Annotated in this window: 10 protein-coding genes and 1 pseudogene; 4 read left to right on the top strand and 7 right to left on the bottom strand. The window is 71.8% G+C overall.

The annotated features are described in order from the left end of the window. The first annotated feature begins 11 nt into the window (after positions 1–11). Positions 12–707, top strand: a complete 696-nt coding sequence (locus H0S67_RS06300; RefSeq protein ID WP_180935880.1) for a LysM peptidoglycan-binding domain-containing protein — start codon at positions 12–14, stop codon at positions 705–707. Positions 708–768: 61 nt separating this feature from the next. Continuing rightward, a complete protein-coding gene (locus H0S67_RS06295; protein ID WP_180935879.1) occupies positions 769–1,272 on the top strand; it encodes an Rv3235 family protein in 504 nt (167 codons plus the stop codon). Between the two features lie 220 nt (positions 1,273–1,492). On the opposite strand, the pseudogene secA reads toward H0S67_RS06295, so the two are convergent. Further along, a pseudogene (gene secA, locus H0S67_RS06290) lies at positions 1,493–4,277 on the bottom strand (preprotein translocase subunit SecA). A 137-nt stretch (positions 4,278–4,414) separates the two neighbouring features. Between secA and H0S67_RS06285 the strand changes: the two are divergent. Both H0S67_RS06285 and H0S67_RS06280 read left to right on the top strand, forming a co-directional pair. Continuing rightward, on the top strand, positions 4,415–5,002 hold the full coding sequence (locus H0S67_RS06285) for a TetR/AcrR family transcriptional regulator (protein ID WP_180935878.1): 588 nt from the start codon (positions 4,415–4,417) through the stop codon (positions 5,000–5,002). Between the two features lie 14 nt (positions 5,003–5,016). Next, positions 5,017–6,150: a glycosyltransferase gene (locus H0S67_RS06280; RefSeq protein WP_180935877.1), complete on the top strand. Its 1,134-nt coding sequence runs from the start codon at positions 5,017–5,019 to the stop codon at positions 6,148–6,150. Here the strand turns inward: H0S67_RS06280 and H0S67_RS06275 are convergent. The 6 genes from H0S67_RS06275 to mtrB all read right to left on the bottom strand — a co-directional run bounded on the left by H0S67_RS06275 (position 6,098) and on the right by mtrB (position 13,419). Continuing rightward, entirely contained in the window at positions 6,098–7,288 is a 1,191-nt protein-coding gene (locus H0S67_RS06275) for a winged helix-turn-helix domain-containing protein (RefSeq protein WP_180935876.1), read from the bottom strand. The genes H0S67_RS06280 and H0S67_RS06275 overlap by 53 nt on opposite strands. A gap of 68 nt (positions 7,289–7,356) precedes the next feature. Beyond that, positions 7,357–8,040 carry a response regulator gene (locus H0S67_RS06270; protein ID WP_180935875.1) on the bottom strand — a complete coding sequence of 228 codons (684 nt, stop codon included), beginning with the start codon at positions 8,038–8,040 and terminating at the stop codon, positions 7,357–7,359. Between the two features lie 123 nt (positions 8,041–8,163). Further along, a complete protein-coding gene (gene hpf, locus H0S67_RS06265; RefSeq protein WP_180935874.1) occupies positions 8,164–8,787 on the bottom strand; it encodes a ribosome hibernation-promoting factor, HPF/YfiA family in 624 nt (207 codons plus the stop codon). A gap of 396 nt (positions 8,788–9,183) precedes the next feature. After that, entirely contained in the window at positions 9,184–9,954 is a 771-nt protein-coding gene (locus H0S67_RS06260) for a ComF family protein (protein ID WP_180935873.1), read from the bottom strand. Between the two features lie 73 nt (positions 9,955–10,027). Next, entirely contained in the window at positions 10,028–11,791 is a 1,764-nt protein-coding gene (locus H0S67_RS06255; protein ID WP_180935872.1) for an LpqB family beta-propeller domain-containing protein, read from the bottom strand. After that, complete coding sequence (mtrB, locus tag H0S67_RS06250) at positions 11,788–13,419, bottom strand: MtrAB system histidine kinase MtrB (protein ID WP_246355181.1); 1,632 nt, start codon at positions 13,417–13,419, stop codon at positions 11,788–11,790. The genes H0S67_RS06255 and mtrB overlap by 4 nt, the downstream gene beginning before the upstream one ends.

Raw genomic sequence — 13,419 nt, 5'->3', positions numbered from 1 at the left:
GGTTCTCGGGCATGATCACTTCCACCACCGCCGCACCCTCGCGATGCCTGGCCGTGTGGCTCGCCTCGTCCGGGACCCTCGGAGTGCTTGCCTGGCTCCTGCTTCCCGACCTGGTCGCGGCGCGCGGCGCGGTCACCACGACGGCCCTGGCCGGCCAGTCCTTCGAGCAGCTGATGGAGTGGTGGTGCGCGCTCATCGCCACGGTCGGCGGCGCGTGGCTGTGGGCGGTGACGACGCTGGTGAGCATCCAAGCGGCCCGCGGACGAGCCCATCGACCGATCCGGGGCGTGCCCGCTCCCCTGCGCCGCGCGGTGCTCGCGGCGTGCGGGGTGGCGCTCGTGGCCGGGGTCGGCGCACCGGCCCTCGCCGCCCCGGGACAGCAGCACGCCGATCAGACAGCGGTGACCACTGCCGCGCGGGTCCGGGGTCTCCCCCTCCCCGACCGGGCCACGGGCGGCCTCGCCGGCGCCGAGCGGGTGGGCCGCCCGGATGGGCCGGCTCCGGTGGTCGCACCGGTCACGCCCGTTGTCGTGGTGCGCGCCGGAGACACGTTGTGGGACCTCGCCACCCGCACGCTGCCCGGTTCCGCCCCGGCGAACGAGGTCGCCGAGGCCGCGCGCCGCATCTACGCGCTCAACCGCGCGCAGATCGGTCCGGACCCCGACCTGATCCGCCCCGGCCAGCGCCTGCGACTTCCCCGACCCTGACCCCCGTCCCTGACCCCCGTCCCTGACCATCCGTTGCCCAGTCCGTCCGAGAGGAGCCCCCATGTCCCACCAGAAGGTCGTCCCGCTCCGGGTGCCGGTGCCCGTCGAGAGCATCCAGGGGACGCTCGCGCTCGACCTCCAGCCACGCCACGACCCGCCCGACACCGGGTGGGGCTCCGGCCGGCCCGCCGGGGACGTCATCCCCATCGACCAGGGGGTGCGACGCCAGATCGACCAGTGGTCCCGCCGCTACGCCCAGGCCGTGGTGGAGATCGTCGGCGGGGACCGGCCGGTGTCACAGCTCTTGCGCTGGTCCAGCCGGGACGTGTACGCCGACCTGCAGCGCCGCGCGCTCCTCGTCGCCCGTGCCGGCCACCACCTGCCCGGCCAGGGTCGCGTGCAGCCGGTCCGCCCCCAGGTCCAGAACGTGCGGTCCTGCTTCCTCTCCCGGCAGGTGGTCGAGGTCAGCGTGCACGTCCGCTACGGCCGACGCTCCCGAGCCCTGGCCACCCGCTTCGAGCTGCGAGCCGGACGCTGGCAGTGCACCGCCCTGGAGTTTGCCTGAGCAGGAGCGCGCGAGGAACGAGCGCGGTCCGTGGGCTCAGGCAGGTTGAGCAAGCGACGCGACTGAGGAACGAAGTCGCGCGAGCGCGTCGAAACCCGGTGAGACAAGGCAGGGCGGCGACCACGGAGGTCGCCGCCCTGCCTGAGCTGCGGAGGTTTCGAGGCTCAGGCGCCAGAGCGCCTTCGCACCTCAACCACCAAAGGTCACGAGATCCGCGCGGTCAGGCCGTCGGCCCGCCCGGACGGCCGTGGCACATCTTGAACTTCTTGCCCGAGCCACAGGGGCACTTGTCGTTGCGGCCGACACCGGCGAACTCGTCCTCCGCCTGCGTGGCCGCGGCGCGGACCTCCGCGTCACCGGCCTCACTGGGGGCGGAGTAGGCGAGCGCGGTGGGCTGCTGGGGACGGTCGAGGCCCTTGGCGTGGATGTGCGGGACCTCGTGGCCGGCGCCGGGGAGCGGCTGCCGCATGGGCTCGGCGACCTCCTCGGCCTCCTCGACCTCGGGCTCCGCCTCGACCTGGACCTCGAGGTTGAACAGGAAGCCGACCGACTCCTCCTTGATGCCGTCCATCATGGCGGCGAACATGTCGAAGCCCTCGCGCTGGTACTCGACCAGCGGGTCGCGCTGCGAGTAGGCCCGCAGGTAGATGCCCTCGCGGAGGTAGTCCATCTCGTAGAGGTGCTCGCGCCACTTGCGGTCGAGCACCGAGAGGACGACGCGCCGCTCGAGCTCGCGCATGATCTCCTCGCCCACCTCGAGCTCGCGGCGGTCGTAGGCCTCGTGGGCGTCCTGCTTGAGGACGTCGATGAGATCCTCGACCTCGAGGTTGGCCCGGCCACCTGCCTGCTTCTCCAGCACCTCCGGGTCCACGGAGACGGGGTAGATCTGGCGCAGCGCGGTCCACAGCGCCTCGAGGTCCCACTCCTCCGCGAACTCCTGGGTCGCACCGTTGACGTAACCGGTGACGACGTCGTCGACGAAGGTGCGGATCTGCTCCTGGAGGTCGGCGCCCTCGAGGACCTGCCGGCGCTCGGCGTAGATCACCTTGCGCTGTCGGTCCATGACGTCGTCGTACTTCAGGACGTTCTTGCGGGACTCGAAGTTCTGCGACTCGACCTGGCCCTGGGCGTTGGCGATCGCGTTCGTGACCCGCTTGTTCTCGATCGGCACGTCGTCGGGGATCTTGAGGACCTGCAGCACCCCGGTCGACCCAGTCGGACTTGAAGAGCCGCATCAGCTCGTCCTGGAGCGACAGGTAGAACCGGGACTCGCCCGGGTCACCCTGACGACCGGACCGGCCTCGCAGCTGGTTGTCGATGCGGCGCGACTCGTGGCGCTCGGTGCCGATGACGCACAGGCCACCCAGCGCCTTGACCTCGTCGTGCTCCGCGGCGACCCGGGCCTTGATCTGCTCGACCATGCCGGGCCAGGCGGCTTCGTACTCCTCGGAGGTCTCCACCGGGTCGAGGCCCTGCTTGCGCAGCTCCTCGTCGGCGAGGAAGTCGATCGAGCCACCGAGCATGATGTCGGTACCACGACCGGCCATGTTGGTGGCCACGGTGACGGCGCCCTTGTGGCCGGCGAGCGCCACGATCTTGGCCTCGTTCGCGTGTGCCTTGGCGTTCAGCACGCTGTGCGGGATGCCGCGCTTGCGCAGCAGCTGGGCGAGGTGCTCGGACTTCTCGACCGAGACCGTGCCGACGAGGACGGGCTGGCCCTTGCCGTGGCGCTCGGCGATGTCGTCGGCGACGGCGTCGTACTTCGCCTCCTCGGTCCGGTAGACGAGGTCGGGCTGGTCGATGCGCTGCATCGGCTTGTTGGTCGGGATCGGGACCACGCCGAGCTTGTAGATCTTGTCGAACTCAGAGGCCTCGGTCATGGCCGTACCGGTCATGCCGGAGAGCTTCTCGTAGAGGCGGAAGTAGTTCTGCAGGGTGACGGTCGCGAGGGTCTGGTACTCCTCGCGGACGGTCACGCCCTCCTTGGCCTCGATCGCCTGGTGCAGGCCGTCGTTGTAGCGACGCCCCGCGAGCATGCGGCCGGTGTGCTCGTCGACGATGAGCACCTCGCCGTCCATGACGACGTACTCCTTGTCGTTGCGGAACAGCTCCTTGGCCTTGATGGAGTTGTTGAGGAACGAGATGAGCGGGGTGTTGGCCGACTCGTAGAGGTTCTCGATGCCGAGGTGGTCCTCGACCTTGGTGATGCCCGGCTCGAGCACCGAGATCGTGCGCTTCTTCTCGTCGACCTCGTAGTCGACGTCCTTGACCAGCGTGCGCGCGATCGCCGCGAACTCGCCGTACCAGCGGACCTCGTCCTGGGTCGGGCCGCTGATGATCAGCGGGGTGCGTGCCTCGTCGATCAGGATCGAGTCGACCTCGTCGACGACGGCGAAGTGGTGGCCGCGCTGGACGCACTCCTCGATCGAGCCCGCCATGTTGTCGCGCAGGTAGTCGAAGCCGAGCTCGTTGTTGGTGCCGTAGGTGATGTCGCAGTTGTACGCCGTGCGCCGCTCGTCGGGGCGCATCTCCGGCAGGATCACCCCCACCTCGAGACCGAGGTAGTGGTGGATGCGGCCCATCATCTCGGACTGGTACTTCGCCAGGTAGTCGTTGACCGTGACGACGTGGACGCCCTTGCCGGCCAGCGCGTTGAGGTACGACGGCAGGGTGGCGACCAGGGTCTTGCCCTCACCGGTCTTCATCTCGGCGATGTTGCCGAGGTGCAGGGCGGCGGCACCCATGATCTGGACGTCGAAGGGGCGCATGCCCGTGACGCGCTTGGCAGCCTCACGGACGGTGGCGAACGCCTCCGGCATCAGGTCGTCGAGGGACTCGCCGTTCTCCAGGCGCTGCCTGAACTCCGCGGTCATCCCCTGGAGCTCGGCGTCGGACATCGCGACGAAGTCGTCCTCGATGGCATTGACGGCCTGCGCGACGGCCTCGAGCTGGCGCAGGATCTTCCCCTCGCCGATGCGGAGGATCTTGTCAAGAATGGCAGGCACGACGGCGTTACTCCTGATCAGTTGAGTGCTGCGCCACTCTACCCAGCGCACCGAGCGGACCCTAACCGAACGAGCACCGGAATTTCACGTGAATCCCCATTGACGCCAATATCATTTCGGCGTTCACTGGGACTGACATGAAAACCACGCGCAGCTACACGATGACGAGCCGGGCCCGGTCGGTCGAGGAGACCCGGTCCCGGATCCTCACCGCGGTCGTCGACCTGCACACCGAGAAGCTCGCCGGCGACATCGGGCTCGAGGACGTGGCGCAGCGGGCGGGGGTCAGCGTGCAGACCGTGCTGCGCCACTTCGGCAGCCGCGCCGGCCTGGTCGACGCGGCGTTCGAGCACGCGGCCCGGATGGTGCGCGACGAGCGCCGCTCCCCCGTCGGCGACGTCGCCGAGGCCGTCCGCGTCGTCGTCGCCCACTACGAGGAACGCGGCGACGGCGTGCTGCTGCGGCTCGCCCAGGAGGACCACGAGCCGCTGATGCGGCGCATCACCGATCACGGGCGGGGCCTGCACCGAGCCTGGGTCGAGGAGGTCTTCGCGCCGTACGTCGACCAGGCACCCGACCCCGAGGCGCTGGTCGACCTGCTGGTCGTCGCCACCGACGTCTACACGTGGAAGCTGCTGCGCCGCGATCGCGGCCTGGGCCGCGACCTCACCGAGCAGCGGATGGGCGACCTCGTCGCGGCCCTGCTCCCCCGCCACACCGACTGACCCGGGAGCCACCCATGTCCGACCTCCTCTTCGTCACCTGGCACGGGGGCGGCAACGTCCCGCCCGCGCTGGGCATCGCCCGCGAGCTCACGACCCGCGGCCACCGGGTCCGCTTCCTGGGGCACGAGGCCAACCGGGCCGCGGTCCTGGCGGCCGGGTTCGACTTCGAGCCGTACCGGACCGCTCGACCGTTCTCCTCGCTGGCGCCCGGGTCCCCACTGGCCCAGATGGCGATGTTCGCCGACCGCGGGATGGGGCGGGACCTGACCGACTCGCTGCGACGGGAGCCGGCCGACCTCGTGGTGGTCGACTGCCTGCTGTTCGGAGCGATGGAGGCGCTGCGCGTCGGCCGGACGCCGTACGTCGTGCTGGAGCACCTGTACGACGCCTACCTGCGCGGCCCGTGGCTCCGCGGACCTCTCGGGGTCGGCATGCGAGTGCGACGGCTGCGACCCACTCGCTCCCTCGCGGGCGCCGCGGCGACCCTGGTCGCGACCCTGCCCGAGCTGGATGAGGGCAGTCGCAGCGGCCACGCCCCAACCCTCGACTTCATCGGCCCCGTCGTGCCGCCGCTCCAGGAGACCGCGGCAGCCCCGGAGCCGACCGTCCTCATCAGTCTCAGCACCTACGCGTTCCCCGGCATGTCCGGGCGCCTGCAGGCGCTGCTGGACGCCGCCGGCGACCTCGACGCGCGGGTCGTCGCCACCACCGGACCGGCGATCGACCCAGCCGAGCTGCGGCCGGCGGCCAACACGGAGATCCACCGCTTCGTCCCGCACGCCGAGGTGATGCCGGCCGCGACGCTCGTGGTGGGGCACGGCGGCCACGGCACCACCATGCAGGCCCTCGCGCACGACCTGCCCGTGGTCGTCATGCCGCAGCACCCGTTCCTGGACCAGCCGATGGTCGGCGCCACCGTCGCCGGCGCCGGGGCGGGGGCGGTCGTCAGCCGATCGGCCAAGCCGTCCGAGCTGGCGCCGGTGCTCGCCGCGCTGCTCGCCGACGGGCCCCATCGCGACGCCGCGGCACGGCTCGGGGCCGCGATCCGGGCGCTGCCGGGTGCGACGAACGGAGCGGACCGGCTCGAGGAGGTGCTCAGACGAGAGCGGCGAGCGCCGGCGCCAGGTCGCCCCGCGGCTCCACGGTGACCGGCTCCGGCAGGACCAGCCAGTCGGCGAGCTGACGCAGCTCGGCTGCCAGCTCCTCGGCGGTCTCGGGCGGCGCGCCGGGCTCGGCGTACGCAGCCTGGACCCGCAGGCGACCGGCCTGCCGGTCGGCCTTGAGGTCGACCCGGCCCACGATCCGGTCGCCGAGCAGGAAGGGCAGCACGTAGTAGCCGTGCACCCGCTTGTGGGCGGGCACGTAGATCTCGATCCGGTAGCGGAAGTCGAAGAGCCGCTCGGTGCGCTCCCGCTCCCAGACCAGCGGGTCGAACGGGCTCAGCAGGGCCCGGGCGTGGGTCCGCCGGGGGCGACGGGCGTCGCGATGCAGGTAGGCCGGCCGCTTCCAGCCGTCGATCGTGACCGGCAGCAGCTCGCCCTCCTCCACCAGCTCGGCGATGGCCGGTCCGGCGTCCTTGGCGTCCATCCGGTAGTAGTCGCGCAGGCACTGCGCCGTGGCGACCCCGTGCGACCTGGCCGCCCGCCGCACCAGCTCGCGGTTGGCCTCGGCCGGCGACGGCGTCTCCCTGGCCAGGACGTGCGCGGGGAGCACCCGCTCGGGCAGGTCGTAGAGGACCTCGAACTGGCTGTTGCGACCGGCGATGGCGAGGTCGCCCACCGTGTAGAGGTAGTCGAGCATGCGGCGGGTGCTGGACCAGTTCCACCCCCAGTGCTCCTTGGTGCGGGGCAGCCCGTCGTCGAGGTTCCGAGCGGTGGAGGCGCCACGGGCGCGCACCTCGTCGATGAGGTTCTTCTCGAGCTCCGGGTCCTCCTCGACGATCCCCCACTTGCCGCGCTTGGCGCGGTGGGCCTCCATCCGGTGACGCATCAGCGGCCACAGCTCGACCGGCATGAACGCCTGCACGTGGGCCCAGTACTCCACGACCCGGCGCGGCCGGCGCTCCGCGGCGCGGCGCAGCAGGTCCACGTCGTAGGGACCCATCCGGGAGTAGAGCGGCATGTAGTGCGCGCGCTGGAGGACGTTGACGGAGTCGACCTGGAGCACTCCGGTGCGCTCGAGCGTGCGCTGGAACGTGCGCATCGTGGGGACGGCGTGACGGGTGTCGAGGAAGCCCTGGGCGGCCAGGGCGATGCGGCGAGCCTGCGCGGTGCTCAGCGACTGCATGGCGGGAGGCTATGCCACGCCACCGACAGCCCCGTCGCTCGAGCGCGGTCCTGGAGTGCGTGCCGGCGTCAGGGAAGGTCCAGCAGCTTCTCTCGGACGGCGTACATGACCGCCTCCATGCGCGAGTGCAGCTGGAGCTTCTCCAGGATGTTGCGCACGTGGTTCTTGACGGTGTTCTCGCTGATGTAGAGCTGCTTGGCGATCTCGCGGTTGTTCAGCCCCTTGGCCACCAGGCGCAGCACCTCGAGCTCGCGCTCGGTCAGGCGCAGGCCGGGGACGTGCTCGCGCTCGGGCCGCGACATCTGCTTGAACTCGTCGATGAGCTTGACCGCCATCGAGGGGCTGATCAGCGACTGGCCGTCGGCCACGACGCGGACCGCCTGGGCGACCTCCTCGATCGAGGAGTCCTTGAGCAGGTAGCCGGAGGCCCCGCTCTTGACCGCCTCGTAGAGGTCGGCCTCCTCGTCGGAGACCGTGAGCATGATGATCTTGGCCGACGGCACGGCGTCCTTGATGGCCAGGCAGGCCTCGATCCCGGAGCGCTTGGGCATCCGGATGTCGAGGAGGATGACGTCGGGAGCGGCGCTCGCCGCCAGGCTCTCGCCCTCGATGCCGTCGCCCGCCTCGCCGACGACCTCGATGCCCGGTTCCACCGCGAGCAACATGGTCAAGCCGCGTCGGAACAGCTCCTGGTCATCAACGACGAGGACCCGGATCGGCTCGGGGTCTGCCTCGATCTCGTGCTCGGCCACACGCGCATCATGGCACGTGTGAGGGGTTGGTGGGACCCGTCGGTGCCAGAGAACGTCGAGACGGGGTGGCCCGCAAGGGCCACCCCGTCTCGTTCGGGCCCGTCCCCGGGCCGGATTCCGGTGTCAGTCCTGGGCGCCGAGGTCCAGGGAGATCACTCCGTAGTCGTAGCCACGGCGGCGGTAGACGACCGCCGGACGGTCGTTCTCCTTGTCGACGAACAGGTAGAAGTCGTGGCCCACGAGCTCCATCTCGTAGAGGGCCTGGTCGAGGGTCATGGGGCTGGCCGCATGGGTCTTCTCCCGCACCACGAGCGGACCGTCGCCGGTCACCGCGATGGGCCCGACCCGACGCTCGGTCACGGACTCGTCCTCCTCGGTGGCCATGCCCTCGAGCGGGCTGTCGGCGAGCGCCTGGCCGACCGACAACGGAGCGTGGCGGCCGCGGTGCACCCGGCGCCGATCGGCGGCGCGGCGCATCTGCGCGGCCATCTTGTCGAGGGCGAGGTCCAGGGCTGCCATCTTGTCCTCGGCGGCTGCCTCGGCCCGGATCACTGGTCCCTTCGAGAACGCGGTGAGCTCGAGTCGTACGGCGCGGTCGTGCTGGCGCGGGTTGCGCTCACACTCGACCTCCACCTGGACCCGCATGATGCGGTGGTCGTGCTTCTCGAGTCGCGTCAGCTTCTCGGCGACGTGACTCCGGAACCGATCCGACAGCTCGCAGTGCCGACCCGTGACCACAACTTCCATGTGAACCTCCCGTTACTTGGTTGGTTTCTTCAGACCCCGCTCGCGCCCTGCCCGGGGCAGGCCGAGGCACGGGTCCGGAAGGACCCGCTGCTCGGGGTGGAAGGAGTCCGTCCGGCCGACCTGGTCTTCGACCCCACAATCGCCTGCTGAGGGGTTCGCAGCTTCTCTGCCACTACTGCCCTTCTCCCACCGACCGTCGTGTCTGACGACGGGGACGGGGCAGGACTTACGACTAAGCCGCACCGTGATCGGCTTCCCCCCGCGGGCGAGCCCGTGGGAGACAGCCTTACGTGGACCGTTTCGCCTGCGACTGGCATCGGCTTGTCCTCGTGACGCCCCGGACCGGGGCGTCCTGAAGACGCAACCACGGACCCGGACGGACTCCATGCAAAGACGCTAATGGGTATGACGGCTGGGCGAAACCCTGAGCCCCGAAGATTCGCTGTGTCCTGCGCGACCACCCGGTGGGAGCCGTCTGCGGGTCGCCGCCACGGCCGCCACGGCAGTCACCCGCAGCCCCACCGCCTCCAGTGCTCGCTGGGCCTCGCGCGCCGTCGCCCCCGTCGTCAGCACGTCGTCACACACCACGACCGACGCGACGGCCCGGCCCGCCGCCAACCGGCGCAGGCCGGCCGAGGGGCAGCACATGGAGCCCGCGAGGTTCGCGGCCCGGGCCTGCGCGTCGAGACCGGCCTGGTCGACCACGCCCGGACGGGTGCGCAGCAACCGGTGGACGCAGACGTCGTGGCCCGCCGTCGCCAGCAGCCGTCCCGCACAGCTGGTGAGGGCGTACGTCGGGTCGTAGCCGCGCGCGCGGACGCTGGCGGGCCGGGACGGGACCGGCACCAGGACCACCGGACCGGGCGGGCGCTCCTGCACGAGGGCGGACGCCGCCGCGCGGGCCAGCAGCAGGGCGAGCGGGTCGCGCAGGGCGAGCAGCCGGTGCTCCTTGTGACCGACCACCATCGCCCTGACCACGCCGGCGTACTCCCCGGCGGCCCAGGGTGTCACCAGGCCCGGCGGAACGGGGCTCGGCCACGCGACCCGGGCGGCGGGAGGCAGCCGGTCGGCGCAGCCGCGACAGAGCACCCGGCCGGGCCGGTCGCAGCCGACGCAGCGCCCGCCGAGCAGGAGGTCGGCCAGGGCGTCCAGGAGACCGTCGGGCACGCGCCGATGCCACCAGAGTGCGGCGCGCTGCTCAAGGGGCCGGGCGTGCCCTGTGGACGACGCCGCTCCGGGCTCAGCCCACGTAGCCCAGCGAGGTGACGCCCGGATCGAGCGGGGCGATGCCGCGTTCGGGGCTGGAGAGGTCGATCAGGCTGGACCGCGTCACCGCGTAGAGGCTCTCCGACGCGACCGGCGAGGCCGCCAGGGACAGCACCCGCCCCTGCAACGTCGTCGACAGGCTGTCCAGGCCGGGCGGCGACCCGTCGACCGCGATGGTCCGCACCTGCGAGAGGTCCCCGGTGAGCACGTGCAGGGCCGCGATCGTGGTGGGCGTGTGCCAGCCGATGTCGCGGATGCGGAGCCGGCCCCCGCCCTCCCAGGAGATCCGCTGGGCGCTGCTGGCGCCCAGCACCGCTCCCTGGTCGTCGTGGCGGATCCGGCTGACCATCAGGGCGTCCCCGGCGGGGTGGTGGACCACGGCGACGAACCGTGACCCGTCGCGCGAGACCAGGAAGCCGCGCACCGACGTGCCGGTCACCCGCGGCACCGTCACCGACGTGGGGTGACCGTCCTCGACGTACGACACGCGGGCCCCTCCCGGCGCGCGGTCCACCAGCCAGAGCCGGTCGGCGAAGTCCCAGGCCGGCCGCAACACGTCCGTCGCGCCGGTCATGACCTGTCGTACGTCGCTGGCCGGCCCGCGGACCGGCGCCGTCAGGACCACCCGGCCGTCGTCGGTGACCGCTGCCACCTGGGTGGCGTCGAGGTTGACGCCGACCGAGCGCACCCCGAAGCGCTCCGCCCCCAGCGGCCCGGCCACGGGGTCGAGCTCACCCGACGGGCCGGAGGACAGCAGGCCGCGACGCAGGCCGTAGAGGAGCGAGCTCGACTGGGCTCCGGTGGGGTCGAAGGCCGCGCCCTGGTCCACGCTGACCTCCGTCACCCCGCCGGGCAGCTGGATCTGCTGGCCGCCGATCGAGATCCGCACCGCCTGGATGGAGGGCTCCTGGCGCAGGGTCCAGGTGAACTGCGCCAGCATCAGCTGCATGGCCTGCGTCGTCTGCGGGCCGACGTCGCCCTTCAGTGCGATGTCCGCGACGCCGTTCCCCGAGACGGTCACGGAGACGCCGTAGTCGAGGCCGGGCGGGATGAAGCTCCGCGACACCCGCGCCAGGCTCGGCGGCGGGCCACGCAGCAGGCCCTCGACCAGCGCCGTCGGGAGCTGGTCGCCGAGGGGCACGAAGACCGGCTCGGGGACGAGGATCTGCGCGGTCGGGTCGAAGAAGTACAACGACACCTCGCGGAACCGCTGCTCGAACCACGTCTCCGGCACGATCAGCGCGTTGGGCGCCACGGCGATCCGCTCCTCGCCGTTCTCCTTGGTCATCGGGAACCGGAGGACCTGCTCGGACCTCGGGAGGGGACCACGCCAGGCGCCGCGCGAGTCCAGCTGGTGGGCGCCGCTGAGGGTGACCGCCACCGAGGATCCGTGGCCGGCCCGCGGCGGCGAGGCGTCGGAGTAGGTGATGGTCCGGCGCTCGGGGTTCCACGACGCCTGGGCGTCCTTGGCGAGGAACTGCTTGGCCACGTTGGTCTGGATCGGTGTCGCCGTCATCGCATCGAGGAACCCCTTGACGATGTCGGGGGCCGACGCACCCGCCTGGGGTGGCCGGGGGTCGATGGAGATCCCAGGCTGCTCGTTGACGGCACCGCCCGACTTCGTCTCCACGACCGGGCCGCTCTCGGGCATCCGGACACAGCCGGAGACGGCCAGGGCCAGGGCCACGAGCAGGCCCACGAGCTGCCCCGGGCCGACGGGTCCGCGACGGCGCCTCACGCGACGGGCTCCTCGGCGTCGACGGGCACGAGCGGCAGCGGGCTCTGGCGCAGCGGCACACCGGCGCGCCGCGGCAGCGTCAGGCGGAACTGGGCGCCCCGGCCGGGGCGGCCCCAGGCCTGGAGCCACCCGCCGTGCAGGTGGGTGTCCTCGAGCGAGATCGACAGCCCCAGCCCGGTGCCGCCACTGGTCCGGGCGCGCGCCGGGTCGGCCCGCCAGAACCGGTTGAAGACCATGGCCGCCTCGCCCGGCGCCAGGCCGACGCCGTGGTCGCGGACGGCGATCGCCGCGGAGTGCTCGTCGCCACCCACGTGGATCACGATCTCCGCGTCCCGGCCACCACCGGGCTCGGTGTGGTCGATGGCGTTGGTGACCAGGTTGCGGACGATCCGCTCGACGCGGCGTACGTCGGCCTCGGCCAGGCAGGGGTGTGCCGGGGCGTCCACCACGACCTCCACGCCGCGCTGCACCGCGAGGGCCCGGGTCATGTCGACGACCCGGTGCGCCACGTCGACGAGGTTGACGTCCTCGGCGTCGAGGACGGCGGCGCCCGCGTCGAAGCGGCTGATCTCCAGCAGGTCCACGAGCAGCATCTCGAAGCGGTCCAGCTCGCTCTGCAGGAGCTCGGCGGCGCGGGAGGTGGCGGGGTCGAAGTCGTGGCGGGCGTCGTGCAGGACGTCGCTGGCCATGCGCACCGTCGTCAGCGGCGTGCGCAGCTCGTGGGAGACGTCGGAGACGAAGCGGCGCTGCACCCGGCTGAGCTCCTCGAGCTGGCGGATCTGGCGCTGCAGGTTGCTCGCCATCTGGTTGAACGACGTCGCGAGCCGGGCGAGGTCGTCCTCGCCGAAGACCTGCAGCCGTTCCTGGAGCTGCCCGGCCGCGAGCCGCTCGGCCACCCGGCGGGCCATCCGGATCGGGGTCACGACCTGACGGGTGACCAGCCAGGTCATGCCGGCCACCAGCACCAGCAGCAGGACCGCGGCGGTCAGCAGGGCGCGGGTGACCAGCGCGAGCGTCTCCTGCTCCTCGTCGAGCGGGAAGAGGTAGTACAGCGTGTAGGTCCCCCCGTCCGAGGGCAGCTTGATCTGGGAGCCCACGACGATGCCGGGGTGCGTGTGGGTGCTGCCGTTCTCGTCGGTGGTGCGGATCTGCGTATAGGTCCACGCGGTGGGGGCCGGCTTGTCGAAGTGCTGCTCGAGCGAGACCGGCACGCTCGAGGTGTCCAGGCCCAGCGTGGACTCCGCACCGCCGTCGGCGATCCGGCCGCCCTCGCCGACGGGGCCGGCGAGCACGACGCTGAAGCCGCGGGTGGCACCGCGCTGGATGATCGGCTCGATGAGGTCACGCTGCTGCGAGGCGGAGTCGATGTCGGTGCCGGGAGCCGCGGCGAGGCGGGCTCGGGCGTCGGTGGTCTCGTTGTTGGCCTCGGCCACGACCGCGCCCACGCGATGGTCGAGGAGGCCCTCCCTGGTCTGCTGCAGCAGGAACCAGCCCACGATGCTGACCACGACCGCCGAGAGCACGACGGTGCTCGCGACGACGCGTGCCTGGATCGACCGGCGCCAGAAGGTGAGACCCCGCCGGAGGCCTGCCGGGAGGCCCCGCTGCGCCATGGCACCGGAAGACAC

This window comes from Nocardioides ungokensis (assembly GCF_013466985.1).
Taxonomy (GTDB): Bacteria; Actinomycetota; Actinomycetes; order Propionibacteriales; family Nocardioidaceae; genus Nocardioides; species Nocardioides ungokensis.
Note: the sequence above shows the minus strand (reverse complement) of the source record. Positions and strands in the feature narration are given on the sequence as shown.